Origin of the sequence: Streptomyces sp. YIM 121038, assembly GCF_006088715.1 — a bacterium.
GTDB lineage: Bacteria > Actinomycetota > Actinomycetes > Streptomycetales > Streptomycetaceae > Streptomyces.
The window spans coordinates 2,470,329-2,494,722 of sequence record NZ_CP030771.1 but is presented as its reverse complement, the minus strand read 5'-3'; the positions used below and the strand labels follow the sequence as shown (position 1 = coordinate 2,494,722).

Annotated in this window: 26 protein-coding genes and 3 tRNA genes; 14 read left to right on the top strand and 15 right to left on the bottom strand. The window is 61.3% G+C overall.

Going from position 1 to position 24,394, the window contains the following annotated elements; all coding sequences use genetic code 11:
* Nucleotides 1-8: 8 nt before the first annotated feature.
* From C9F11_RS10255 to C9F11_RS49920, 13 genes are all read right to left on the bottom strand, one after another.
* Nucleotides 9-311 (bottom strand): hypothetical protein, encoded by a 303-nt coding sequence (locus C9F11_RS10255; RefSeq protein ID WP_249401672.1) that lies wholly within the window; start codon nt 309-311, stop codon nt 9-11.
* 119 nt (nt 312-430) lie between these two features.
* Nucleotides 431-739, bottom strand: a complete 309-nt coding sequence (locus tag C9F11_RS10250; RefSeq protein WP_138958970.1) for a hypothetical protein — start codon at nt 737-739, stop codon at nt 431-433.
* Between the two features lie 68 nt (nt 740-807).
* Nucleotides 808-1,407, bottom strand: coding sequence for a hypothetical protein (locus tag C9F11_RS10245; protein WP_138958969.1), 600 nt, complete (start codon nt 1,405-1,407; stop codon nt 808-810).
* Nucleotides 1,408-1,467: 60 nt separating this feature from the next.
* On the bottom strand, nt 1,468-1,779 hold the full coding sequence (locus C9F11_RS10240) for a hypothetical protein (RefSeq protein ID WP_138958968.1): 312 nt from the start codon (nt 1,777-1,779) through the stop codon (nt 1,468-1,470).
* A gap of 1,817 nt (nt 1,780-3,596) precedes the next feature.
* Complete coding sequence (locus tag C9F11_RS10230; RefSeq protein WP_138958967.1) at nt 3,597-4,661, bottom strand: hypothetical protein; 1,065 nt, start codon at nt 4,659-4,661, stop codon at nt 3,597-3,599.
* 100 nt (nt 4,662-4,761) lie between these two features.
* Nucleotides 4,762-5,271, bottom strand: a complete 510-nt coding sequence (locus tag C9F11_RS10225; protein WP_138958966.1) for a hypothetical protein — start codon at nt 5,269-5,271, stop codon at nt 4,762-4,764.
* An 18-nt stretch (nt 5,272-5,289) separates the two neighbouring features.
* Nucleotides 5,290-6,645, bottom strand: coding sequence for a phage portal protein (locus C9F11_RS10220; RefSeq protein ID WP_138958965.1), 1,356 nt, complete (start codon nt 6,643-6,645; stop codon nt 5,290-5,292).
* Between the two features lie 77 nt (nt 6,646-6,722).
* On the bottom strand, nt 6,723-8,045 hold the full coding sequence (locus tag C9F11_RS10215) for a terminase large subunit (RefSeq protein ID WP_249401671.1): 1,323 nt from the start codon (nt 8,043-8,045) through the stop codon (nt 6,723-6,725).
* A gap of 1,030 nt (nt 8,046-9,075) precedes the next feature.
* Nucleotides 9,076-9,240, bottom strand: a complete 165-nt coding sequence (locus C9F11_RS47305) for a hypothetical protein (protein WP_171075690.1) — start codon at nt 9,238-9,240, stop codon at nt 9,076-9,078.
* Nucleotides 9,241-9,296: 56 nt separating this feature from the next.
* Nucleotides 9,297-9,372 (bottom strand) — tRNA-Pro (locus C9F11_RS10205).
* A gap of 638 nt (nt 9,373-10,010) precedes the next feature.
* Nucleotides 10,011-10,086 (bottom strand) — tRNA-Glu (locus tag C9F11_RS10200).
* A gap of 56 nt (nt 10,087-10,142) precedes the next feature.
* Nucleotides 10,143-10,216, bottom strand: a tRNA-Val gene (locus tag C9F11_RS10195).
* A gap of 19 nt (nt 10,217-10,235) precedes the next feature.
* Entirely contained in the window at nt 10,236-10,565 is a 330-nt protein-coding gene (locus tag C9F11_RS49920) for an HNH endonuclease (RefSeq protein WP_346347243.1), read from the bottom strand.
* A 411-nt stretch (nt 10,566-10,976) separates the two neighbouring features.
* Between C9F11_RS49920 and C9F11_RS10185 the strand changes: the two genes are divergently transcribed.
* Nucleotides 10,977-11,471 (top strand): hypothetical protein, encoded by a 495-nt coding sequence (locus tag C9F11_RS10185; protein WP_138958962.1) that lies wholly within the window; start codon nt 10,977-10,979, stop codon nt 11,469-11,471.
* On the opposite strand, the gene C9F11_RS10180 is transcribed toward C9F11_RS10185, so the two are convergent.
* On the bottom strand, nt 11,468-12,451 hold the full coding sequence (locus C9F11_RS10180; RefSeq protein WP_171075688.1) for a sigma factor-like helix-turn-helix DNA-binding protein: 984 nt from the start codon (nt 12,449-12,451) through the stop codon (nt 11,468-11,470). The two genes, C9F11_RS10185 and C9F11_RS10180, sit on opposite strands and share 4 nt — an antisense overlap.
* A gap of 969 nt (nt 12,452-13,420) precedes the next feature.
* On the opposite strand from C9F11_RS10180, the gene C9F11_RS10175 reads away from it, so the two are divergent.
* The 13 genes from C9F11_RS10175 to C9F11_RS10105 all read left to right on the top strand — a co-directional run bounded on the left by C9F11_RS10175 (nt 13,421) and on the right by C9F11_RS10105 (nt 22,686).
* Nucleotides 13,421-14,212: a PD-(D/E)XK nuclease family protein gene (locus tag C9F11_RS10175; RefSeq protein ID WP_138966306.1), complete on the top strand. Its 792-nt coding sequence runs from the start codon at nt 13,421-13,423 to the stop codon at nt 14,210-14,212.
* Between the two features lie 81 nt (nt 14,213-14,293).
* Nucleotides 14,294-15,127, top strand: a complete 834-nt coding sequence (locus C9F11_RS10170) for an AAA family ATPase (protein WP_138958960.1) — start codon at nt 14,294-14,296, stop codon at nt 15,125-15,127.
* Between the two features lie 23 nt (nt 15,128-15,150).
* Nucleotides 15,151-15,489: a hypothetical protein gene (locus C9F11_RS10165; RefSeq protein ID WP_138958959.1), complete on the top strand. Its 339-nt coding sequence runs from the start codon at nt 15,151-15,153 to the stop codon at nt 15,487-15,489.
* A complete protein-coding gene (locus C9F11_RS10160) occupies nt 15,489-15,923 on the top strand; it encodes an endonuclease VII domain-containing protein (RefSeq protein ID WP_138958958.1) in 435 nt (144 codons plus the stop codon). Before C9F11_RS10165 ends, C9F11_RS10160 begins: the two co-directional genes overlap by 1 nt.
* Nucleotides 15,916-16,194 carry a hypothetical protein gene (locus tag C9F11_RS10155; protein ID WP_138958957.1) on the top strand — a complete coding sequence of 93 codons (279 nt, stop codon included), beginning with the start codon at nt 15,916-15,918 and terminating at the stop codon, nt 16,192-16,194. Before C9F11_RS10160 ends, C9F11_RS10155 begins: the two co-directional genes overlap by 8 nt.
* A 379-nt stretch (nt 16,195-16,573) precedes the next feature.
* Complete coding sequence (locus C9F11_RS10145) at nt 16,574-17,242, top strand: toprim domain-containing protein (protein WP_138958955.1); 669 nt, start codon at nt 16,574-16,576, stop codon at nt 17,240-17,242.
* Nucleotides 17,239-17,607, top strand: coding sequence for a hypothetical protein (locus tag C9F11_RS10140; protein ID WP_138958954.1), 369 nt, complete (start codon nt 17,239-17,241; stop codon nt 17,605-17,607). The genes C9F11_RS10145 and C9F11_RS10140 overlap by 4 nt, the downstream gene beginning before the upstream one ends.
* Complete coding sequence (locus C9F11_RS10135) at nt 17,604-18,419, top strand: metallophosphoesterase (RefSeq protein ID WP_171075687.1); 816 nt, start codon at nt 17,604-17,606, stop codon at nt 18,417-18,419. The genes C9F11_RS10140 and C9F11_RS10135 overlap by 4 nt, the downstream gene beginning before the upstream one ends.
* Nucleotides 18,416-18,961 (top strand): hypothetical protein, encoded by a 546-nt coding sequence (locus C9F11_RS10130; protein ID WP_138958952.1) that lies wholly within the window; start codon nt 18,416-18,418, stop codon nt 18,959-18,961. Before C9F11_RS10135 ends, C9F11_RS10130 begins: the two co-directional genes overlap by 4 nt.
* 12 nt (nt 18,962-18,973) lie before the next feature.
* Nucleotides 18,974-19,522 (top strand): hypothetical protein, encoded by a 549-nt coding sequence (locus C9F11_RS10125; protein ID WP_138958951.1) that lies wholly within the window; start codon nt 18,974-18,976, stop codon nt 19,520-19,522.
* A 49-nt stretch (nt 19,523-19,571) separates the two neighbouring features.
* The gene (locus tag C9F11_RS10120) at nt 19,572-21,431 is read left to right on the top strand and encodes a DNA polymerase (protein WP_249401670.1); all 1,860 of its coding nucleotides are present in this window, start codon (nt 19,572-19,574) and stop codon (nt 21,429-21,431) included.
* Between the two features lie 547 nt (nt 21,432-21,978).
* Nucleotides 21,979-22,194: a hypothetical protein gene (locus C9F11_RS10110; RefSeq protein ID WP_138958949.1), complete on the top strand. Its 216-nt coding sequence runs from the start codon at nt 21,979-21,981 to the stop codon at nt 22,192-22,194.
* Nucleotides 22,195-22,425: 231 nt separating this feature from the next.
* Entirely contained in the window at nt 22,426-22,686 is a 261-nt protein-coding gene (locus C9F11_RS10105; protein WP_138958948.1) for a hypothetical protein, read from the top strand.
* 49 nt (nt 22,687-22,735) lie between these two features.
* On the opposite strand, the gene C9F11_RS10100 is transcribed toward C9F11_RS10105, so the two are convergent.
* Nucleotides 22,736-24,211, bottom strand: a complete 1,476-nt coding sequence (locus tag C9F11_RS10100) for a recombinase family protein (protein ID WP_138958947.1) — start codon at nt 24,209-24,211, stop codon at nt 22,736-22,738.
* Nucleotides 24,212-24,394: the final 183 nt, after the last annotated feature.

Sequence of the window (24,394 nt, the reverse complement as noted above, 5' to 3'; positions counted from 1 at the left end):
GAGACCTCCTACAGGCTATTCATGCGCCCAAAGAAGTCCGTGAGCTCTTGGCCCGAGGCAAACTCTTCTTCTCCAGCTGGCGCCTTCTTATCTGTTTCGGTGGCGCCAGGACGAGTGATCGGCTCTGGCATATCGAGATGGGCTCTGTCCTCGTCGCTGACATTGGCCGAGAGGAAGAGGAAGTTGTTCAGTTCGAGAGCATCGGAGGAACGGGCGAGAAGGTACGTCGTCTCGTCCCATTCGGCTCGTCCGTCGGCGGCCATCAGGAAGGACGAGCGACCGGGCTTGCGCATCAGGGACTTGATGAGCACGCCGACACGGCGAAGAGAGAGCCGCCCACGCCACAAGTCGAGAAGGTCAACGCCGAAGAACTCCAAAAGGTCGGCCTCTAGTTCAGCGTGATACGTCCTCACGGCATGGGCGACCGCAATCAGTTTCCCGTCTCGTCGTCTCCGCCCTGGGCCTCAGAGATGGCGTCGACCAGGGCGCCGAAATCACGGACCTTAGGCCGGGTGGCCTTGTAGGCCTGCCACTGCTCGTCACCGAGCATCAGCCGGATGGCCGTAACTTCGTCGTCCGTCTCCAGTAGCTCAAGTGGCATGTCAAGCGGGTGCGGCAGCTCGAAGGTGAGGCCGCGGTGCTCGAAGACGATCAGCCCCTCCGTGGCCTCGGCCTTGGCCGCATCAGCCGCAGCCGTGGTCTCCTTGGCCTTCTTGGCAGTCTTCTTGCTCGTGCTCATGTGTCTACTCCAGGGCATAAAAGAAGCCCCTCAGTGGGGCGTTAGGACGGGAAGGCTAAGAGGAGGTCTCAGGCAGTCTTCGTAATGTCATCGTTCGTGAGCACGTACCCAAGGTTGCCCTTGAAGTCCAGTGCTTCCATGGTGAGTTCGAACTTCCCGGCCTCGGTCCGGCTGAGCTGAATGGCTCCGCGGTCGGAGACGGTTACCCGAGGAATGACGCAGCGATAGAGAATGCCGCCCTGGTTCCAATCCACAACGAGACTGATTTCCGAGAAAGTTGGGTTGGAGGAGAGATCGAGGCGGTAGACGCCCGTCGGCTTGTTCTCCGCATTCATGACTTCGTACCACTGTGCTCCGAAGAACAATTCCGTGGTGAGTTCATTAGTCTCAATCAGCGTGGCCTTCACGGAGAAGGACGACGACGTGACGTTGTACAGGACCGGCACTGCGCTCTGCCAGGCGGGCACAGGCTGGCTCTCCACTGCGGGAGTGAGGGTGACACCGCTCTCGTCCGCATAGCCGAGGGCCTTATAGCCAGCCGGAGGCGTCTTACCGTCACCGAGGGCCGTCGGCGGGACGGTTCCGCCGGTGCCGCCCTCTACGGGGGCGGGGGCTATGTAGAGGGCGCCGTTCTTGGCGAATCTGATCTTCTTGGGGTCATTGGCCATGAAGCCTCCTGAGGGCATGAGAAAGGGCCCCAAGGAGGGGGCCATCGACGGAAGTTGATGTCAGTCAGTTGCAGTCAGATAGACGGCGACCTCCCCGCCGTACATGTGCTCGCGTGACTCGTCGTCCGGGTAGTACGACGGGGCCGCTATCTCCTCGACGTCGAGCACGGTCATGAGCGGCGCGGAGGCGGTGTAAGGGAGGTCTTCGAGGAAGGCTTCGCGGACGACCATCGCCAGATCGATGCACGCCTTCCTGTCGATCGCGTAGACCGAATACTCGACGTCGATACGGTCCATGCGATCCCGGACCAGGCGCAGGCCTCCGGAGTGCTCCAGATAGACCGTGGTGTCTCCTGCCGTATGCCGCTGCATGTCCCCCTTCGGGGCATCCTTCGGAATCCCGTGGACAACCTTGAGATAGGCAACGAGCCCTTGGATTACGTCGATTCTCATGGGATCCTCGACTTCATCAGAGCGGCCTTAAGGAACTTGCGGCCCGGATGGCGTCTGCCGGTCTTCGAGTTCCGGAATCCCTGGTCTTGCAGCATCGCGTGACGCACTCGGGGATTCTGCTCGACGACGACATTGCCGTACCAGCCTCGCCGGTCCCGGCGTACGTAGGCGTCGATGTTGTGTGTAATTGAGTTCCAGGACTGGCGACTTGCGTGCTTTCTCCGCGGGGCCTTTTTGACGGCTTCCGCTTTGATTCGGAGTGTGTGCAGAGCTACCAGGCGTCGCATGTCCCGGGATTGGAAGGCCTTGTCTTCCCAGCCGTCATTGATCTGGACTCGGACACGAGTCAGGGCACACACCTCCAGAGGGTCAGTCGGGTATGCCGACGAGAGGTCTGGGAATGTCGCTCAGGCTCTCCTTCGACCTCGTACCACCGGCCCTCGATGCGGAGCCGGTCTGTGTGCTCGACGACAGCGGAGAGGGGCAGGTAGAGCCTCAGCCGCTCTTGGGACACGTCCCGTGCTGGAGACGGATCCTCGTGCGTGGATGCGGGCTGGACGCTGGCGAGGCCGGACCAGACCATGACGGCCTGGTCCCAGTCCCGACGAGAGGTGTATGCCGTCTCCATGGTCGGCGCCCGCCAGACTTCGACGGGCGTCGTCATCGAGTACATGACGGCTCCGCTCTGCGGAGGGTGAGGGTTCCGAGGCCAGGACGGCGGTAGGGCCGGAGCCCGGCCCGTGCCGCGGAGCTGAGCGACTGCCCCGAGCTGCCGCCCGAGAAGGACACCTCGACCTCTCCAACACGCTCCCTCTCGATCCCGGGGGAGACGGCAAGCCAGCGAATGACCTCCGAGCAGACGACCGCAGTTAGCGAGGCCGGGGCCGTCGGATAGCCCCAAGAGGCCGTGACCGTGACCAGCTGCCCGAACCACCCGGCATCGCGCACCAGGACGCGGCCCTGAAGTGTCCAGTCGTTGAGGGCTTGGCCGTCCTGGTGGACGGCGCTGACGGTGAGGTAGGCGGTGTGCCGACGTGGGATACGGAGGACCGTGCCGCCCTGGGGCGTCAGCGTCAGGTCCTGATGCTCACGGCGGACTAGGTCGCGCGCACAGTGATCCTCTGCGAGCCCCGTGACGTCTCTCACAAAAGCTTCGATCCGGGCGCGCTCATCTGGGCTTATGGGTCGACCTAGCCGATCGGCCACATCGTTCAGGGACGCAAGCAGGCGATCAACTCCCTTGCTACTAGCTGGTGTTGGGTGGAGCTGGGATACGCTGTCGGGCGTCATCACGCACAGTGGACCTGGGGTAAAGGGGGCCGGACGCCTTGCCATCTCTTGCTGAGCGGTTACAGCGGCGATGCTCAATTTCGGCGCTCTTACCGCGACCAAGAATCGCGGGCATCGGTCGTTCAGAGATATGTGTGTGAGCGCTTATACCTGGCACCGATGTTCTGGATCTTCTCGGAAGGACCATCGTTGTCTGCTGAGTCACCGGCGGAACTACGCCGCCGTGTTTACGAGGTAGTGATCGTTATCCAGGTGTCCGTGATTTTTGGCTTCCTGGGGGGACTCGCACTGTGCGCGCTCGGCGCTAGCGCATTGACAGCCGTATGCGCTGGTGGCGCTGCCGTCGCCGGATGCTTTGGTATCGGTATGGCTGCCGTTACCTACATCAATAGGCAGAACGGCTAACGCTCAGGGGCGGCTCTTTCGGGGGCCGCCCCTTCGTCATGTCAGCCCGTCGGAGCCTTCTCCGTGATGCTGATCTTCAGCCCCCGAACAAAGGCCTCACCAATAGGAGTTCCGCGAACCGAGTAATCCGGGTCTTCCTTGACGGTGGCCAGGCCGTACATGGTGTCGAGGCCGACGGTGTCGGACTTTTTGCCGTAGTCGTAATCGATCAGCATACGGGTAGCAATTCCGTTGATGTTCTGAGTGGAGCCGGTTACGGCACCCATCGGAATCGCTGGGCAGGCGGAAGCAAGCAGCATCGCACTCTTGTGAAAGACGTACATCTCAAGACCGAACGAGTTGTGCGGGACAATGCTGAAAGTGTAGATCGTGCCAACAGTCGCCCTGCGAAGGGCGTTCGTGTCACCGCTATAGTCAACTGCAACAAACTCCGGGTCCTTGAGGAGGATCGCCTCTACCTCCGGACCACAGACGAGATAGCGCTCAGAAACGGGAACACCCGCGATGTTCAGGGCCATACGCGCATCAACGAGGGCGGTACGAATCCCGAGGGCCCGCTGAGTCATGGTCGCCGCGGTGCCGTCCTGAGTCGGAATCGTCACCGCTATGTCACCGCCAATGGCCTTAGCCTGTGCGGCAGTCAGCCCGGTGCGGTTCACATTCTGCTTGATGAATGCAGCCGTGGTGTCGTCGAAATACTCGGCGAAACCGCGAGTCAGCTTGGACAGCACCTGAGACCCGAACTTCTTCAGATCGAAGGCGACCTGTTCCATGCTCAGCGACGTGCCATTCTGCGCCAAGGTCGTGAGCTGGACTGGAAACCTGGACTCATTGATGAAGCCGTTCGGCGCCCGGCGGTCCGCAGTCGGAAGGGGACGATCCGAGGCAGCAGCGAACTTGTTCTTATCACCCTTGGTCGGGTTATCAATCGGAGCGGAGATTCCCGAAGCCTGGACAGGGATACCACGCGACTCACGATTGACGTTGATCACGTCACCGATGCCGCCACGGAAGTTGAGTTCGGAGTATCGGGCGGGGATACCGCCGAGGGTGAGCTGACGGTCAAGCAGACCAAGCGCAGCAATGGTCACCTGGACCGGGTCCAAGTTGAAATGGTGCGTAGTCATTGGAGCCATAGGCGAACCTCCAAAAGGGCATGAAAAAGGCCCCCAAGGAGGGGGCTCGAACTAAGGAAGGGAGAGCGGATCAGATAATGGAGTTGCCTGCGATCAAGTCAGCAAGGGCCTCGGGGTCCATGTTTGCCATCGAGGCGCCACCGCCGGGGCTCACCTGAGTCCCGCCTAGCTGCGGAAAGGCCGGACGGCTCTTGGGGAGCGAGGTCACGAACTTCTGGATCGCCTCGGTGTCGGGCCTGCCGTCCTCACCGGCGAATCGGTCAAGCGCCAGGTACTCAGGGTTCGGCAGCTCCACGCCCTCAGTGGTCGCCTGGAGGCGGAGGGCGGTGTTGATCAGCTCCGGCCCAAGCTGGCTCAGCACCTCACCGCGGGCGGCCTGGGCAGCCTGCTCGGCGGCAGACGCCTGGGAGGCCTGGGCCTCAGTGGCTGCCCGCTGCCATCTGTCGCGCTCGGCCAGGAGCTCGTCATAGGTGAGCGGCTGCGGAGGCGTAGGAGGCGCGGAGGGGGCCGGGGGAGTAGAGGGGGAAGGCGGGACAGGTGCAGTCGGCTCCGGGGCCGGAGTCTCGGTCTCTTCGGACATGTCAGCTCCATACGTGTTCTAGGCAGGCTCGTGAATTCTCCGGTTACCGTTACCAGAGTTTCCCTGCGGTGGTTTTGGTGTTGATTCCTGCTGAGGCTGCGGCATGAGGCGCTGCACTTCCGCGGCTGCCCGAGCGTCTTCCAAGCGCATCGCGCGGAAAGTCGCGATCTGGGTAGCGGAGTAGCCAGCTTCTTCCCAGAGGACTTGCTCAGGCACGTTCAATTGCTTCTGCTTCAGCAGAGCATCGATATGCTGCGCTTCAGTCCGGTACTCGGGATCCTTCCATCGAGTCTCCATGGCGTACGCGTCCTGACGCTTGTCCTGCTTCACTGCGAAGCAGAGGCGGATAACTCGTTCCCAGCTTTCCCCAAGGGGATCCATGAACTCCCGCACCTTGGCGATGAGCCCGGCTTCCGCAGACAGGTTGGATTCACCTGAGGGGGCGCTGGCGCCGTTGTTGACCAGGAAATACGTGCTGGGCACCTTCGAGATGCTGGCCATGTGCTGTACCAGCATATCCGTCAAAGAGACATAGTTAGACAGGTCGGCAGCAGGCATGGAACCGAAACGTGCATTGGGATCCTCGGCCTGGAGAAGCTTGTCAGCGCCAATATCGAAAGGCTCAACAGGATTACCCTGTGCGTCCTCCACGATGTCCAAACCGGTAACCCACCTTTGCGGGAAAGCCGCCGCTTCAGACGTCGTGAGAGCGTCACTGACGGTCTTATTGATCGCGTCCTGAATGGGCACGACGTTGGCCAGGTCCGAGACGGGATCGGCCAGAAGGCGCGGCTTCGACTCGAACGGTACGACGGGGACCACGCCGAGGGGGTTCGGGTAGATGATGCCTAGGTGCCATTCGGCCATGCCCCACGGCACCTCGTATACGTAGCGCTCGGTCCAGAGCGTGACCAGCTGGCGGCCCCAGTCGTCGACCTCGAACCGCGCCGCGGCCTCCAGCTCGGTCAACGACCCGGCCTTGTAGCAGACGGCCATCCGCTCAGACGACACAGGCGTGATGGTCGGCTCACCAGCTGCGTCAGCCCAGACGAGCACGTAGGCCGAGCCCCGAATCAGCGTGTCCAGATGGACCGCCCCAGAGAACGCGTCCATGCGGTTCCGCTGCCAGAAGTCGCGGGAATCGCGGTCAGTTCCCGGGGCATCGGGGAGGCGGAAGGAGTCGACGTGCAGGCGTTCGGCTGAGGCATCCACGATCATGCCGCAGAAGTTGTCACGCCACTGTGCGAACACCTCGCTGAATGCGTGGCGATAGCGCATCTGGGAGAAGGCGAGTTTTTGCTGTTCGCCCTCGTAATACTTGACGTACCGAGCGGCTGGAGAGTGGGGGCCCGGTAGCTTGCTGTGCAAGTACATCAGCCACTGCTCGGGAGTCTCCGGCTTTCCTATGAACGGGCCAAGCCCGCCTGGATTTACGACCAATGGGCCTCCTATCAGAAGCCCACGACACGGCTCCGACGCTGATTGAGTCGACCGTCCGCTATCGCGTCGGCCCTAGCCTCCATACCGATGATGGCCGCCACCGCGGCATCAATCTTCCGCTTCGAGCGTGGGCTGTCCTTCGTAATCAGAATCCCTTGAGGGACTTCGCGGGTAACAGCATTGAGAACATGCCGAGTTAGGCGATAGTCGCCGTCATGCTTCAGATCTCCGACCATGGCTGCGGTACGGAAACGCTCAGTGGCAGCGGCCATGCGCGTGGGCTTGTTGGTCCAGAACTCATAAACTGTGTCTTCCCCGTGCTCCAACGCCCAACGACCGATGTTCTCTTGCCAATACGGCGGGTCGGCGTACATCCAGGCGACTCGGTAAGCCTTGAAGGCCTGGGCTACGGCAGCCTCAACCGCCAGAACGTCAACTTCCCAATCATCGGGTGCCTTCTCTGGGCGCTCCCAGAGGCCGAGGATGAAGACCTTGGCATCCCGTAGGCGGACTCCGCACAAGGCTGTTGAGTCACCGCGGATCGAGCCATCGAATCCGACGGCTATCAGGTCGCCGGGCAGGATCGGATCGTCCTCGTCCAGGCAGGCGTCCCACTCCGTCTTGGACATCCAGCCATCGGAACTCTCGGCAATGGCGTTGAAGTAGAAGCGGAGGTACGTACTGTCCGGCGTTGTCCGGTCGTACAGGATCGTCCGAGTGAGGCCGTCGATGTCGGCCCAACTCGCGTCCCCGTACGCCTCGATGAGGGCGGCGCGTACCTTGGCCTCGTCCCGCAGGTCGTCGAGAGCAATCGAGCCTTCGAGACAGTCATAGAGCCAGTGGCCCTGTGCCACCATCTCGGACTCATGGATGATCTGCGCAACGCTGTCTTCGTTGGGATTGTAGGCATTGGTCGTTGAGACCCAACGGGAACCAGCCTTCGCGGTCTTCTCGATATTCCGCTTCAAGGTCTGGAAGAATTCCGGGCCTCCTGTCGAACCCACCCAATGGTGGCATTCGTCCATGAGGCAAAAAGATGGTCGATTTCCTTCGTTGGTGCGGCCCGCGGTGGCCTTCGGCTTGATGCTGCCAGGCTTACCGCTCTTGAACTGCACGACGGTCTTGCCGATGTCCAGACCGTACGCAGACTCAGCAGGCGACTCGGACAGCATCGCCCTGCACATATCAATTGTCTGTTCGGTCTGGTCCAGCGCCGTGGCGCCGACCTGGACGACGGGCAGCGGGACCGGCTTGCCTACCGGCAGGCCGTAGGCGTCGAAGTGCGAGAAACGACAGGGGCCCAGGAACTCGACGATGGCGAGGGCGGCGAGCAATGGAGTCTTGCTAAGCCCCAGCCTTTCGCTCGTCGGAGCGTTGCGGCTGAGTAGGCCCACCTCCCGTCAGGTCGGATGCTGTAGAACCACAGCACAAACCTCAACTGCTCGGGGGTGAACTGCCAGGGCTCACCGGCTCGATCACCATCAGGCTGGACGATGTACCTGGAGCACCACCGAATGATCTGATAGCCCAACGTCTCAGTGGGCTTGGGAACTCCGGCTGGGAGATTGCCAGTTTGAGACAAACGACCACCCCCGGCCTAGTCCGGTGGTAGCGTCCCCACCATGAGTCAAACAGGTTCTTCAGAACTGCCAACCTATTGCCCTCGCTGCGGAAGCGTCTTCGAGCAATTCGTAGGCGATATCGGGGCGAGCTCTCGAATGAGTGTTGAGCGCGACATCAAGATCTGTGGGCCGTGCGGAGAGGACGAAGCTGTTCGGTATGCGCTCGGCCTGGCGCCGGTCCCCCCAGCTGAGTGGCCAGTGCGAGAGTGGCATAAGTGGGACGAGGTGCCGAAGGCCACCGGCGTCTGACCCCTATAGCTCCGCGGCGAGCGCGACTTCAAGGGCTAAGATCCGCCGTTCAGAAGTTTGTACAGTTCCTCGTCGAGGCCTACTTCTGTGGGCACCAGATCGCTTTGGTGAGGGTCAGGTGCCCCGGGAGCCGGCCCAGCCATTCCAGACGAATCATCGGGCTCGACGATGGTCATTCGAAGCCGTGCCCGGTCCTCAACTGTCGCGCCCCACTTGGCAGTTCGCTGCCTGATCTCTCCGGCCAACTTCATGTCACCTTGAAAGAGGCCGTCCACGAGCTTCGTCGTCAGCTCCAGCTCAGCCCAGTCGGTCTCAGTCCATGCGGCTGTCTGGGGCGCTGTGCTCCAGGTTTTCCAGAAGCGGCGGGCGCCGGTGGTCTTGATCCCGAGGGCCTTGGGCAGCTCCCGGCCGGGCTGAGGCTCGGCGGGGAGCTGCTGCGCGTGGGGATGGACGTTGCGCCTCTGAGAGTTGGGCTTCGGCGCAGGCCCTCGTGTCACAGTCGCACCTCTGGCAGGCCCTCGTACGCATCGAGGTCGCCCAGGTCCTCAAGCTCGAACAGGGCCTCCTGATGCCAGTCCCGTTTGGCGCGGGCCCTGGAGGGCCCGGGTGCTGACGCGAGGTGTTCCGCGGCCTGGTCCTGGTGCTCGTCGTACGTCACTGCTCTCCCGGATGTGGGCATGAAGAAGGGCCCCACTGCTGCGGGGCCCGGTTGGTTGGTCTGGTCGGCGAGTCTCGAACTCGCGGCCTCCTGGTCCCAAACCAGGCGCTCTACCGACTGAGCTACGACCAGCTGAGGGGCAGCGGTTGACCAGGGCGGCCGTCAGCCTTGATGCCGCTCGCCCCGCTGCTAGATACTCCTTGCGAGGTGTCCCGGCCGTCCGGGGCCGAGATACACAACTGAAGACAGGTGAATGTTTTGATGTCCTGTCATGTGCTGAAGAGCTAGATCAGCTATGGGAGCTGCCGTCATTGAGTGGGTTGCAAAAACCCCGTACCCGACGGTCGCTCTCTGGATAGGGAGCTTCGTAGCTGTACTGCTCGTGCTCGACGTCCTGACCTACCTGGGTGCCAAAATGGCACGGCGGGACGGTCTTCCGCACGGCGAGGCTCGCTTAAGGTTGATCAGACTTCAGATTCGCTGGGGGGATACGGCAGAGGACAGCCAAGAACAACAGGCTGGAGCTGCCGAAAATTCCTCCACTACCCGACTTCCATAGGCGAAGGGATTCAAGGTCCCGTTGAGATCGGGGGATGCACATGATGTTGACTGCGCGCAGTTCCAGGTGCTGAGAGGCGCGCGCGGCGGTTGTGGGGGCATTGTGTCCCCACGCAATCCAGGCCGACAAGGTCGGGATGATCGCCAGAAAGAACGGGGCCCGTCCTTCATGCGAATGAGGGGCGGGCCCCGATGCTTTTGGTTGTGGATATTGGGGCGCGCTATGGGATTCGAACCCGCGTCGCCTCCCTGAAGGGGAGGGGTCCTAGACCACTAGACGAAACGCGCATTCCCTCCGTCCCCTGATCAGGGGGAGTTTCGGGAATAGGGGAGCTACCCCACAGTCGGCCCCGACGGATTTGAACCGTCGCCCTCCGGGATGTCACTCCGGCGCTCTGCACTGCTGAGCTAGGGGTCGTCGGACCCCGCGGGGGGCCTCAGGTCTTGTTGTGACGATCTTGTGCAGTCTTGGCCTGGTGGCAGCCCCGGCACACAGTTTGAGCGTTGTCGAGGGTCGAGGTGCCTCCGCGGGCGACAGGGATGATGTGATCGACCTCCAAGCCCTCACGGGCCCCGCAGGACACGCAGGCGAAGCCGTCGCGGACCAGGGCCCGAGGCCTGATCAGACGTTCCCAGGCGGAGTCTCGGGCTCGGTTCCTCGCGCTCTTGGTCTCCCAGGCGGGAGGGGCATGGGCGGCACAACGCCCCCGATACACCACGCGATCCGTACACCGTACGTGGTAGCAGACCTGTGCGGCTCGTGGCATCGTGACCTCCGAGCCTGATCGACTGTGCGGCCCCGGCGGATACTGATCTGGCGCCGGGGCCGCCCTCTGGACCATCTACCTAGGCCAACAGGTGATCACCAGGTAGATCTACAGAGACATCTATTAATTAGTTGATTATTGATTGATTCTCTTTAGTTAAGAGAAGGGAGTTCAACTGTTTAGTTGATTGATCGGTAAGGCTCGACTGGTCAACTTCAATGTCTTTACTCTTGCTTTCATTTACTACGTACGTGTCCGCTGAGGGGCACCGGGACACCGGGGGGTAGCTTTGTGGGGTAGGTCACACTGGGGATCGGTGCTGGCCTGGGCCGCCTTGCCGCAGGTGGGTGGCGTGGCTAGGGTCCATCGGGTGTGGAGACGTGGCGCCTCGGTCCTTGGGAGACTTGGTTCATGAGTAAGTTGCCCACTAGTGATCATGAGCTGTTGGTCTACCTTCTGGCTGATGAAACCCAAGCCCAGATAGGCAGCCGTTTTGGGGCTTCGCAGCAGGCGGTTGCAGAGCGCCTTAAGAATATGAGAATCCACACGAATGGACCTAATTCGGATTCGAATAGGGCGCTTCCTTGGCCTATTGATGGTCACCCGCAGAGGTCTCGGTTTGTGTCGCGTGCGCCCTTCAGGGGGCTGCGAGCCTTCCTGTTGCTGCAAGGGGGGCAAAAAGTCACTGATAACGCAATGGTGTACTTTAGGGCCTTCGTTGGGCACATAGAAAGTGGTGAGGTGCTTGCATTCGATGACGAACGGGGGTTCTACTACACGCCGCGCACTACGGAAGACGGCGACCTCGTCATTCGTTGGCCTGATGGCGCAAGGCCGCTGAGGGAGTTGGACAAGCTCACCTTCGACCGGCACCGGCTCGCTCAGCTAGGTGAACGTTTCCTTTAGTGCCGTTCATGTTTCATGAAATAGCCACGATCTGCTGAACCGCCCCACCATGCATAAACGCCCTCGATAGACGGGACGTCCAGGACCTCGCGAAGTCGCGCAAGGTGGTTCTCTACCGTTCTCTTGCTGACGCTGAGGTCAGAGGCGATAGCCTCGTAGGATTTTCCGTGCGCACACTTAAGATAGAGAATCCTTCGCTGCTTCTCATTCGTCGCCATCCCATCTTGGTTACTGCGTTTCCCTCCAAGCCAAGGTGATGACTCCTCCCACATGACAAAGAAGATCTCTCGCAGAACGGCAACGATGGGCTGATCTGTGATGTACCAAACGTATTCCTGCCCCGTGTTCCGCGGGCGGACAAAGGCGCAGCGGCCATCGAAGAGCACCATTTGAATGATGCCTTCAGGTTCTCGGGTGCGCACCTCAGCGCCGAGACCGCTCACGGAGGTCGCCCACTCCCGCTCGGCTTCACGTGCGCGCGCACCACTGGGATAGATCGTCTTCAGGGCAGCGCCGCGGCGGATAAGCATCTCCTCCTGCGTCAGCGACCGCCGCAGACGCTTAGGGTCACGAACGTCCGGGTGGGCCGTCAGCACCTCTTCCGTGCTTGCCTCTGCGACGGCAGCCACTCGGGCGCTCACTTCGCTGGAAGTCAACAACTCACTCCCATTGGCGGAAAACCAGCTCCCTTGTCGATGGAGCGGGACTAGCTCCCGAAGGGCGCTCGGCAGTTTGGCAAGGCGTTGCAGCGAGGCGACTGTCCGGCTGACTTCTGCCTCTACGTGACGAGCGGCGGCATGAAACGGGTCCTGGGGACTCAGCCGCCCGGGGCGCTGCGCGTCAGGCGTGACCAGGCCGTACGCCTCCAGCTCCGCCAGTGCTGGGTGATCGGACGGAACGTCCCTCCCCGAAGCGATCTCGGCGTAGAGAAGCACGGCCTCTGGCGAGACGCCTCGATCTCCGCTGTCGTAGTTGTCCATTTGACCCCCCTTTGCGCTGCGGGTCTCCGCACCCTGCGTCATCCCGTACCGGAATCCCCTTGCCGTTCGCTCGTGCCACAGGCACATTCAGCACTGGCCGGTACACAGTACGTACGGTGAGTCACGGTGGCTAGGGTCGCACGTAGGTTCGATGCCTTCGAGGTCGCCCGCCTGGCGCAGGCTCCTGACCCAAGCGGGCCAGGAGCGCGACCAGTTGGCGCGGGCCGTCCGTCACGGCGCGTCAGCGCCTGGGGCTGGTACCGGTTCATGATCACCACTAGAGGGAGAGACGAAATGATCAACGCTCAAGCGATACGGAAGACGATCGGACTGGCGTTCGCGGTTGCGGCCGCCGTTACGGCCTTGGCTGCGGCTCCGGCCGTTCTGATGGCTGAAGACTCCGCAGGGGGAGGCGGGTCGGCGCAAACGTCCGAGTCGTCCACGGCGGACTCTGGGGCTACGGAGCTAGGCGCGCGGAGCGCCATGGGCGACATCAACATCTAGAGATCCCTGCCCGGAGAACCATCGGATCTCCGGGCAGTTCAGGCAGCGAGATGGGGGCCTTGATTTGCTGGAGCGCGCGAACGCGCGGCGGTGAGCGAACGTGGGTGTGGGGATGGCTAGGGGCGGGGGCAGAAGTGCGCCGAAGTCAGGTGCCGGGCTGGCTGAGGTTCGGTCCGCGGGGGTCGCAGAAGTGTGTGAGGTGTATGCCTCTGACGCACTGCTCGTAAATCAGGTGACAACTCGACAGGGGGGCGTCTATTACATGTTGGTGGCAGGCGACGGCATGCCGCACGAAGATGAAGGGGCGGCTCAGGCGATCACCGGCGGAGGCACCGGTAGACCATGGCGGAATAGGATTGTTCACGCTGCCACATTCGAACGACCTCACCCCGGGCTGTTGCGCTCTAAGTCATTCACTGTGTATACGGTGGCATCAGTTTGCTGATAAAGATCACACGGAGGGGTATGACAGGCCATGCAGATGTATTCGACATTCCGAGGTCTCCGAGTCAGGCAGAGCAGTACCTGAAATGCCCGGAGCAGTACCGTCTTCGGCGAGTGGTTCGAGTTGAACCCCGACCGGCGGCCTGGTCCCATCAAGGAAGCGCGTTCCATTCTGCTATCGAGGCCTTCGAGCTGGGTGGGCGTAAATCATCAGCTCGCGAGGTGCAAGAGGTCTTTGGGCGCGAGTACTCCAGACTCACGAAATCGGCTTTGAATAAGGAACCCAACCTAGATCGGTGGATGACTGCTGGCCCCCCTGGTGGTGCAGATATCGAAAACCGATATCGTCTTGGCCTGAAGCAGACGGAAAGCTATGTCCAGTGGTCTCGGGGGCAGGGGCCTCGGATATGGCAGGGGGCCGATGGGGCGCCTGGCGTTGAGCTGGATTTGGCACATGAAATCTGTGGCGTGAAGGTTAGGGGGATTATTGATCAGCTCATTGTGGAGGCCGACGGTTCAGCGAGAATTCGGGATCTAAAGACGGGTAGCTCTCGCTCGAAGTTTCAGCTAGAAACATATGCTGTCTTGGTCAGAAAGGCTCTGGGGGTAGAAACCAACGGTGGGGATTGGTATATGGCCAAGACGGGGAGACTGTCCCGGAGGGTCGACCTGTCACATGCGACAGAGGAGGCGGTTGGGAGCGCCTACGCTGAGTTGGATCGAGGGATAAAGGCGGGGGAGTTCCCGGCGCGGCCCGGCTTTCATTGCAGGTTCTGTGATGTATCACATGCATGCAACTATGCGAGACGGTGAGCGGTGTATTTCGATCTAAGCGAGCCCTGAGGGGCCTATTTTTTTATCCAAAAACTTGTGTTTCGAAGACGGGGGTGAGTAGTGTTCACACTGTTCCAGTCGGCAGACATCAAGGGGGCCGGGGGCGAGCCGATCCCGCACCCGTTCAAGTCGTTGAGTCGCTTGGAGGTCGAGTTTCGGCGGGGCGAATTCTCGCTCGTGGTGGCGGGGCCTGGTACAGGTAAGTCGCTGCTGGCCGCGAACCTGGCGATGCGGGGCGGTATGCCAGTCCTGTACTTCTCGGCCGACTCCAGCGCAGCAACGCAGATTTCCAGGGCCGCGGCCATCATCACCGGGGCGGACGTGAGGGAGATTAAGGCCGCGCTGGCCGCTGGGCGCAACTCGCTCTTCGAGGGGAAGTTGGGAAAGCGGTGGTGGATCCGTATGAATTACGACGCACAGCCGACACCAAAATCCATGGAGCTTGACCTTCTCGGCTACCTGGAGGTACTGGGTACCTCAGCCCACTTGATATGCGTCGACAACGTTACGAATGTTGACTACGGCAATGTGCGAGACGCTGAGAGTTACACATTCGGGCTGGAAGCGCTTTGCGAGTACCTGTCGGATATGGCTCGATCGACGAATGCACATGTGCTAGGGATGCACCACACCACGGGGGAACATTCTGACGGCACGAGCCCGATCCCGCTAAGTGGAGTGAAAGGGAAAGTCTCACGGGTTCCATCTCTCATCTTGACAATGCACAAGGAGGATGACGGGGTTGGAGGGCGGATTCTGAACATCTCTCCAGTGAAGAATCGTGAGGGCTTCGCAGATCCGAGCGGCAGGACATTTGCAAGCTTCCGGCTCAACAGCAGCAATTTGCGCCTGGAGGAGCTAGACGGCGGTTTCGAGTTCGATTCGATCAGCTGAAGGACAGCCCAGGGAGGGGCGGCATGACGCAGATGCGAAGCATGGTCAGTGGGGGATTTGTAGTCGAGCGGGAGTTTGGTTTTCACTTGGAATCCCGGTTTCCGGGCATCGACCTGTCAGACGTGGACACGAGCGGGTTGGCCCTCGTTGTCCGAGTCGGAGACCCCCGCAAGCTGAATGTGTGGAAGCTCGGACGATTGCTCATCGGGGCTGCCAGCGGAGGCGTCAAGACGGCTGTAGTCGTGCGGCCAGGATGCGAGCCGGTTGCTCTTCCCGTCTTCGCCCTGTGGATGCATGTGGACGCGAGCCAGGAGGAGCGGGCCCAGCTCCAGGCTGAGTACCGCGTCCGGCTGGCGGCCTAGTGGCCCCTGCCCGTAAGGGATACCGAAAGTGCACCAAGTGCGGTAAGAACCGAGCGGAGCGGTTCTACACTCCGCGGGGCCGAGTCTGCCTCAATTGCCGAAAGGCGAGTCGGCGATCATCTGCCCGCAATGCGCGAGTCCGAAAGACCTACGGTCTGTCTGCTGACGACTACGAGCAGATCCTGAAGTTCCAAGGTGGCCGCTGCGCTATCTGCCGGGAGACTCGGCGAACCAATCTCGCCGTCGATCACTGCCACAAGACGAATGCAGTGCGAGGCCTCCTTTGTGCCCGCTGCAATGGGACTCTCCTAGCTCGCGGAGCGCGGGACCGTGCCGATGTTCTGCGTCGAGCAGCGGACTACCTAGAGCAATATCCCGCCTGGGAAGCCCTGGGCGAGCCGAGATACACGCCTGAAGGAGAATCAAATGGCTGACGCTAAGCGTACGACTGTGATGAAGCTTGAGGAAGTCGAGGGCGTAGCTCTGACGCTCACCATGGAAGAGGTGGCGGTTCTGCGCGCAGTTCTGGGCCGAGTGGGCGGATCGGTGCAGCGCAGCCCTCGAAAGCACGTTGACGCGATCCGTAAGACTCTGGACGAAGTAGTTCCCTCGTTTTACCCGCAGGAAGGGGACCCGACCCATCTCCTCACGGGCACCCTTCGATTCTCTGAGGCGCGGAAGTTTGTCACGGGAATGTCCTTCTAATGGCCAGCGACGAACAGATGAGTAGGGGATCCCACACGAGGCGTTGGCGTGGTGACCGCGCCACCTGGATCAACTCGTACCGCAAGTACGACTTCCCGGTGACGACATACAAGGTCGGGCCTGATGGCAGACGACAGGTCATCAAAACCACCGATCGCTAGAGTCCTAGCCCACTACTACGGGCTCACGCTGACGGCAACGAGGGGGCGGGTGAAAATTGCTTGCCCCCTCCCGTCACATCTGGACTCGAATCCATCTGCGTCTGTCGACCTCGATAAGAATCGCTGGAATTGCTTTGCCTGCAACCTCAGCGAAGACAGCTACGACGTAATCATGCGGGAGGAGGGGGTTCGTTTCGCTGACGCCCAAGAACGCGCACGTGCCGGGCTCGGATTTGGCAGCCCGGACGTATCACGAGCAGTACCGGGGGAGCCCGGCAGAGGAATACATCAAGGCGAGGGGGCTCGGAGAGGCAGCCGACCAGTTCGGCCTCGGCTACGTCGGTTCGGCGATACCTGGTCATGAGCGGTACCGGGGATACCTCGCCATCCCGTACCTGAGGCCCGCAGGGGGCGAAGACGGGGTTGCGACCGTCCGGTACCGCTGTATCGCCGATGAGTGCGTACGAGCCCCTGACGGCGGCCTCCTGGTCCTCCAGGCCGAGAAGGAGCAGCACCAGGGCCACGGCAAGTACCTGACGCTGCCGGGCGACCTACCGCGGCTGTTCAACACGCAGGCCTTGATCGAGCCGACGCCCACGATGGTCGTCGTTGAGGGCGAGCTGGACGCCATGACGTGGGCCCTGGTGGGCGTGCCCGCAGTGGCAGCGCCCGGCACCGGGACATGGGCGGCCTACTGGACAGGGCCGCTCCGCGGCTACCGCACCGTCTACCTCATCGCCGAGGACGGCCCCGGCCTGACGTTCATGGACAGCATCGCTGCCGACCTCCCGAATTCCCGGGTCATCACCATGCCGGGAGATCTGGATAGTAACGCGACATTCCTCAAATCGGGCCGAGCGGCCCTGTTGGAAAGGATCGGCCATTGAGCGAAACAGATGAGCGACTTCTTGAGGCGCTGCGCAGTGTGGTGAAGGAGTCCCCGGATCGGATCTACGCCAAGCCGGAGCACATGCCGGGTGGCGAAACGTATTCCTGCTTCTACGTGCACTCGACTGAAGACGGCGACCCGAGCGAGCCGGGATGTCTGGTGGGCGCCGTCCTTCATCGGCTTGGGATCTCTCTGGAAGATATCGCGCGATATGAGGGTGAGGGTGCAGCCGTGCCGCTACTCCAATTCTTCGATGATATTTCGATTTCCGCTACCAATACGTTCGTCAGCGTTCAGGGTCTTCAGGATGACGGCGTGTCATGGGGAGAGGCCTATCGGCAAACCACAGGGGAGGATGCTTGAAGCGAATCGTAGTCATCAGCGACACTCAGATTCCGTATCACGATCCACGGTATCTGAAGAACGTAGTTGAGTTCATTGGCAGTTACCAGCCTGACGAGCTGTACCAGATCGGTGACCTCTGCGATTACCCCACGCCGTCGAGGTGGAGTGAGGGCACACGCCGAGAGTACGAACAGCGCGTAAAGGCCGACTCCGAGGCGACGAAGCGGGTATTCCTCGACCCCATCAGGAGCGTCTACGACGGCCCGTTCGGGATCCTGGAGGGCAATCACGACCTGAGACCGCGGGTCTACCTCTCCTCGAAGGCCCCGGCACTGGCGGAGTACGCCATCGACTTCCACTTTGCCAAGCTCTTGGATTTCGACGGCTTCAGCGTGAGCCTCGTGCCGCCCTTCCATCAGGTGGGCCCTGACACCGTGCTCCTGCACGGCCACGAGGTGAAGGGCCTCAGCCAGGAGGCAGGTCGCACAGCTCTACGGCACGCACTCAAGGCCGGGGTCAACGTGATCATGGGGCACACACATCGGCTCGGCGTCGTGCGGGCCGGGACGGGCTACGAGGGCGGCAAGCGAACTGTCCGCTGGGGGATGGAGGTCGGCCACCTCATGGCGCCCTCCAAGGCCTCATACCTAGGCCCTGGTGGCGTCGCCAACTGGCAAACGGGCTTCGGAATCCTGTACGTCGATGACGTTCAGGTCGCCCCGCAGTGCATCGACATCGCGGCCGACGGCTCGTTCATCGTCGAGGGCGAGTCGTACGGCCGCGTTGCCCGAGCTGCTAATGGCCGATTCGTCAGCAGGAGCGGCCGGTGATCGTCATCGACTGGGCATGGGTAGCCTCGATCGCTGACAAGGTAGCCCGCTCAACAGCCGCCTCCTGGCCCATCGTTGAGAAAGACGACGTGAAGCAAGAGATTCTGTTGCATGCGTATGAGCGTCGTCCTTTGATTGAGGAGAACTATACGGAGGAATTCCTCTGGAAGTTCTCGCGCACAGCCGCTAAGCAGTACGCCTCAAAGGTGCGAGACGCACGGGATGTTGAGGATGACCGGTACTACTACACGCCGCCTGAGGCTCGCGCGATTCTGGAAACCTTCGTCTACACCGATTCCGAACTGTCCGCATCCCTGGGCAAGAAGGATGACCTGCTGAAGTGCCGGATCACTGACAACGTGGTGAGCGCCCGCATGGACGCCACCAACGCCATCAACAAGCTCCCCAAGGCCACGCGAGAAGTACTGATGCGCCGCTACGTCTACGGTCTGCCTCCGGCAGACGACTCGGAGCGCAGGGCGGCGAATAGGGCGGTTGACGCATTGGCCCGACAAATGAACCGAGACATACGTAGTCGATAGAAGGAGACCAGTTTGACGTATCAGAGCCCGTTCGATGGCCCCTCCCCGTGGGGCGAGACCGACAACGCCAAGCCGAAGGAGGCCGGAGACGCCCCAGCCTCGCCTACGGAGACCTCGGCGCAGCGCCCATTCGAAATCGGCATCACCCTCAAGGCCGCCGCAGGGTTCGAGGCCGAATGGCTCACGCCTCGTGTGTACGGCTGGACCGCTGCTGAGGCAGCCCGGAGCGTGGTCGAGTTGGTGAAGGCCCTCGCGGAGTACCAGGTGATTCAGGCGGTGTCCGCGGCGGCGACCAAGATGCGAGAGACACACGCCGCTGGCGGAGCGGCCCCGGCCGCAGTCACACCCAAGACGTTCGAGAACGGCCGCGTTGTGGCGGCTCCCCAGGCCCAGAGCGCGCCTCCAGGGCCGCCGTGCAAGTGCGGTGCGCCATCGGCCTACACAGAGTGGGGACAGTCCCGATACAACCCCGGCCAGCCGAACCGCGCCTACAAGTGCGCCAAGAAGGTTGCTGATTATCGAGACCCGGCCGGATGCGACTTCATTCAGTGGGTCAAGTAGCTTGATTGTTGATTGAGGTGGGGGGCCGGGATTCTCGGCCCCCTTTCTCATGAGAGGGGGCTATCTGAAGGTCATCACCTACACCCTCAAGCGGCAGCGTATCCGCATCAACGTCGTCCAGACTGAGCAAGACCTCGCCGGTTTCTACGAGTTCGTCAGCAGTAACCCCGTGATGGGCTTCGACACCGAGACGACAGGGCTCGACTGGTGGAACGCCGGAGACGGCTTCCGCTGCCGCCTCGTCCAGTTCGGCAACGCCGACGAAGCGTGGGTCATACCCGTCGAGTTGGGGGCTCCGTACGTCGATGCTGTCACCTGGGCCGTGCACAAGGCGGAGCGGCTAGCAGCCCACAACCGCGGCTTCGACATCCACGTATTGGAGTCCTGTTTCGGAATCTCCGCGGAAGTGCTCGTACGCAAGACTTTCTGCACGAAGACCCTCGCCCATCTCGTCGATTCCCGTGCCCGCAAAGAAGGTGGACCTGGGCTCAAGCTCGAAGAGCTTGTACCGCACTACATCTGTGCGGAGACGGGCGAGAAGGTCAAGAAGTCCATGACCGAGATCGCTCGCCGGTACAAGGTCAAGAAGACGGAAATCTGGTCCGTTGTCGAGTTGTTCGATGATGAGTTTTCGCTCTACGCAGGCATGGATCCGGTATTCGCCTTCCGGCTGCTGAACATCCTGCTCCCGAAGATTCCGGCTCGTTCGAGACGGCAAGGCCTTATCGGATGGGAGCACCGACTTCACTGGGTCACGTACCAGATGGAGCGGACTGGCTACCTCGTCGATGAGGAGTACACCCGGCAACGAATCGATGAGCTGACCAAGGAGGAGGCTGATTGGAAGGCTGTCGCGGCTCAGTATGGTGTCGACAGCATTGGGTCTACGCCTCAGCTCGTCGAGGCCTTCACCGGCCTGGGCTTCAAGCTGACCAAGCGTACGAAGCCGAGTAAGAACCACCCCGAAGGCCAATGGTCTATGGATGACTCGGTTCTGAAGGGGATCGATCACCCGCTCTCCGAGGCAATCATCAAGGCGAAGGCCGCGCATAAGAAGCGGACGACGTGGTTTGAGGCTGCTCTAAAAGGCCGGGACAAGAATGGTCGGGTACACGTAACCATCAATTCGTGCCAAGCCAGATCGGCGCGGATGACGGTTACGGGGGCGATAGCCGCTCAGACGCTTCCTGCGGGGACGGGCTACGTGCGTCATTCCTTTCTTGCGGAAGAGGGGCATGTGACGGTCACCGTCGATTACGCCTCCATGGAGTTGATGTTCCTCGCCGCAGACTCCGGCGATCGACGGATGTTGCAGGCCTACAAGCAAGGCGAGGATCTGCACGACATCACGGCCGCGGCGGCATTCGGACCGATACCGGAGGGCGAGACGCACCACCCGAAGCGCAAAGCCGGTAAGGGCACCAACTACACGGTGTGCTTTGGGGGTGGCTGGCGGGCCGTAAGCGAGCAATGGGATATCGGCGAGGGAGACGCCAAGAAGGCCGTACGTGGATTCTGGGCGACCTATCCGGCTACGAGGCGACTCTCAGACCAGTGCACGCAGGAGGCGCGTAAGGACGGCTTCATCTACACCGTCACCGGTCGACGGATCCTCACGGACCCTAAGCGGCCATACGCAGCCATGAATTACCGGATCCAATCAAGCTGTCGCGACATCATGGCCCGAGCAGTCATCAAGCTCCACGAAGCTGGATTCACTCCCTGGATGCGACTCGTGATTCATGACGAGATCGTATTCAGTTTCCCGGAGGAGCGTGCTGAGGGGTTGGCTGAGAAGGCTGCTCGGATTATGGAGTTCACATACAAGGGCCTCTTGATCCCGGCTGATGCAGAAATCGGTGACCGAAGCTGGGGCTCCGTGCTTGAGACGGGGGAGTCTAAACACTGATAGGCGAGTTGTGGGAATGGGTGCCAGGTTGTGAAGGCTCCTATCAGGTGTCGACGCGCGGCAAGGTGAGGAGTTGGGTTATGCCAACCAGGCAGGGGCTCAAGCCTCGTCCGCAACCGAGAATCCTAAAGCCAACCCGCATGAAGCACGGACACCTACAGATTCGAATCAAACGCGATGGGGCTAACCGGCTGTTTCTCGTGCATCGGTTGGTTGCCTCAACCTTCATCCCCAACCCGGATAGGAAGCCGATAGTTGCTCACAATGACGGAAACCCGGCAAACAACCGCGTTGAGAATCTGAGGTGGGCGACACAGCAAGAGAACATGGCCGACACGGACGCGCATGGGACGAGGGTTCGTGGAAGCGCGCACCCCGGTTCAAAGCTCGCGGACGATGAGGTTGCTGCTATTCGATCTCTGCGCTCAGATGGCGAATCGGTGGACTCACTGGCAAGAAGGTATGGCGTCAGTAAGTGGACCATCTATGACGCCTGTAATCCGAACCGCACTTGGAAGCACGTAGACAGCAAACACTGAGGAGGGGCATGGACGAGGACCAATTTGCTGAGATGGTGCGGGATCTTAAGGATGGCCTGGATGACGTCGCTTTGGAGCACTTCAAGCGGGTGACCATCAAGCGTCTGGGACTGATTGGGGAGGTGGCTCGGGCGGCGAAAGGCGCCGGTCTGAGCCAGGCAGTCACAGACGAGATCGCATCCGATCTCTGGGAGGTGCTTTTCCGCGGCTACGACGGTGCGTGACGGAGGGGCGGCCGCAGGGGTGTTGCGCTGTGTCGTGTGAGGAGTGGCTCGTTAAGTGGCTGGCCCAAGCCCCGCCCCTGACTGATGAAGAAGTAGACGAGATCCTTGAGCTAATGGACCTGAAGCCGAAGCAGTGACGATCTTCGGTTTGCTACGCCGACCGGGTGGAATTCTTTGCGCGAGTGTGAGGGCAGCTTGCCTGTCGTGACCCGCCCCCTAACGATTCCGCATATGACTCATTGCGAAGTGTGCGGGAATGATTATGAGCTGTCATTCACCGTAGAGACCAAGGATGGTGCTCGCCACGTCTTCGACTGCTTCTCCTGCGCCATCCACCGCATGGCGCCGATCTGCGAGCACTGCCGGTGCCGCATCATCGGCCAGGGCGTCGAGGCCGACGGGCACTGGTACTGCGGGGCGCACTGCTCGCGCGCGGAGGGGCGGGTGGGCATCGTCGACAAGGTGGGGAGCGCAAGCGGTTCTATCGGCTAACACAACGGCCCCTGTCATGAGACAGGGGCCGTTGGTGCTGTTAGGACACTCAGTGAAACACGGGCTCAACACGACTCGGATCGAACCGTCCACCCCGGCTTTTTGCCGGGTACACGATGACGGCCCGCAGAACCTTGCGGACGATGAGCCGTTGGCGCTCGATTGAGAGGCCTTCCCAACCCTTGGCAAGCAGCTCTTGAGAGATAGCCCGAGTCCCCGACGGGATCACGTGGACGGCGCGGTCAGCCAAAAGCTCGTTCTTCTGGGCCTTTAGGTCGTCGAGCGCCGTCACGTACGAGCCCGCACGCACCTTCTTGGCTTCCCAGAGCGCCTGAAGCTCATCCATCTGTTCTTCAACGTCTTTTAGCTCGGATTCCCTGGCCCACGGCTCGGGTGGCTCCAGCGTCCTCTTCTGCTTGCTGGCCTTGATTACCTGCGCCCATACGAAGTTCTGGATCATCTCATCCAACTGAGGGCCATTGATGGAGAGAGACCCGCATTGCTCCGGTCGCTGCTTATTACAGTTGTAGTTGTAGCCCGACGTGCGTTTGCCTTTCGCCCACTTGGGGTGCCCTTTGAGGCTTCCTCCGCATCGACCGCACCGCGCGATGGAGGTCAGCAAGTAGCTCACGTTTGACTCGCCGGTTCCCTTGGCATCACGGCCCTTTAGGGCTTGAATCTGGTGCCAGGTTTCGAGGTTCTGGAACAGCGCTTCCCAGTCACCCATGACGATCTCCCCATTATCGTCATAGATCAGATCGTCGTTGTATGTGCGGATGCCCCAGTTGCGGGGGGCGAGGATCATGGCCTTGGTGCCGCCCCAGGTGAAGTGCTTTCCTGTGGCCTGATTGATCACATTCTCTGATGCGAGCCACTTCATGACTGTGGCCACGCGATCACCTGCGATGTACTTCTCTACTGCTTGTCGTCGAATCGATGCAGTCTGCGCGTCCAGCTTGCTTGGGTCGTCTTCCAGCCAGCCGAAGACCTGGCCTGACGCGTGAGACTTCCCCTTCTTAGCCTTGGCGACGTTTGCGCGAACTACCCGTCGCCGCGTGTCTTCTGAGGACTTGTTGGCGATGTTCACGAACAGGCGTGCCGAGAATCGTCCGTCGGAGGCGGTGAGGTCGAAGTTCTGGCCTGAGAGCGTCTTGAAGATCAGCGATTCCTTCGAGACCTCGTAGATGTCGATGACCCGTTCAAGGTCACGTGGCTGCCGGTACACGCGATCGATGTCGTAGGCGAGGATCCCCGAGATTCGACCAGCCTTGAGGTCCTTGACCATCCGCTCAAAGTCTGGACGCTTCACGTTGCGCTTGAAGGCGCTTAGGTTGTTGTCCTCGTACCACCTGACCGGCACGCCTCCGGAGAGGCCTTCGATGTCCTCGCGCTGGCGTAGGACGCCCTTGCGCTCCTCCTCGGCGGCTTCCTCGGGCGTGAGCGTCCCGGCTTTCACGGCCCTGCGTATGTCCGCTAGGTCTGCATCGGAGATGCGGCAGTAGCCGCCGACGGGCTTGGCCAGCATGAGGCCCCCCTCTCTGGCGCGCACAGATGCGCGATAGCTCGAACGAGGGCGACTGTATGGCCGAGTAGCCAACTCAGTCAAACAGGAGTACCGCGCCCTGGGCGTGGACTTCGAAGGACATGCCGTAGTCGTTTCCGCAGACCTCGCAACGTGCCATGCGCCACAGGGTGGGACCCGGCGGCG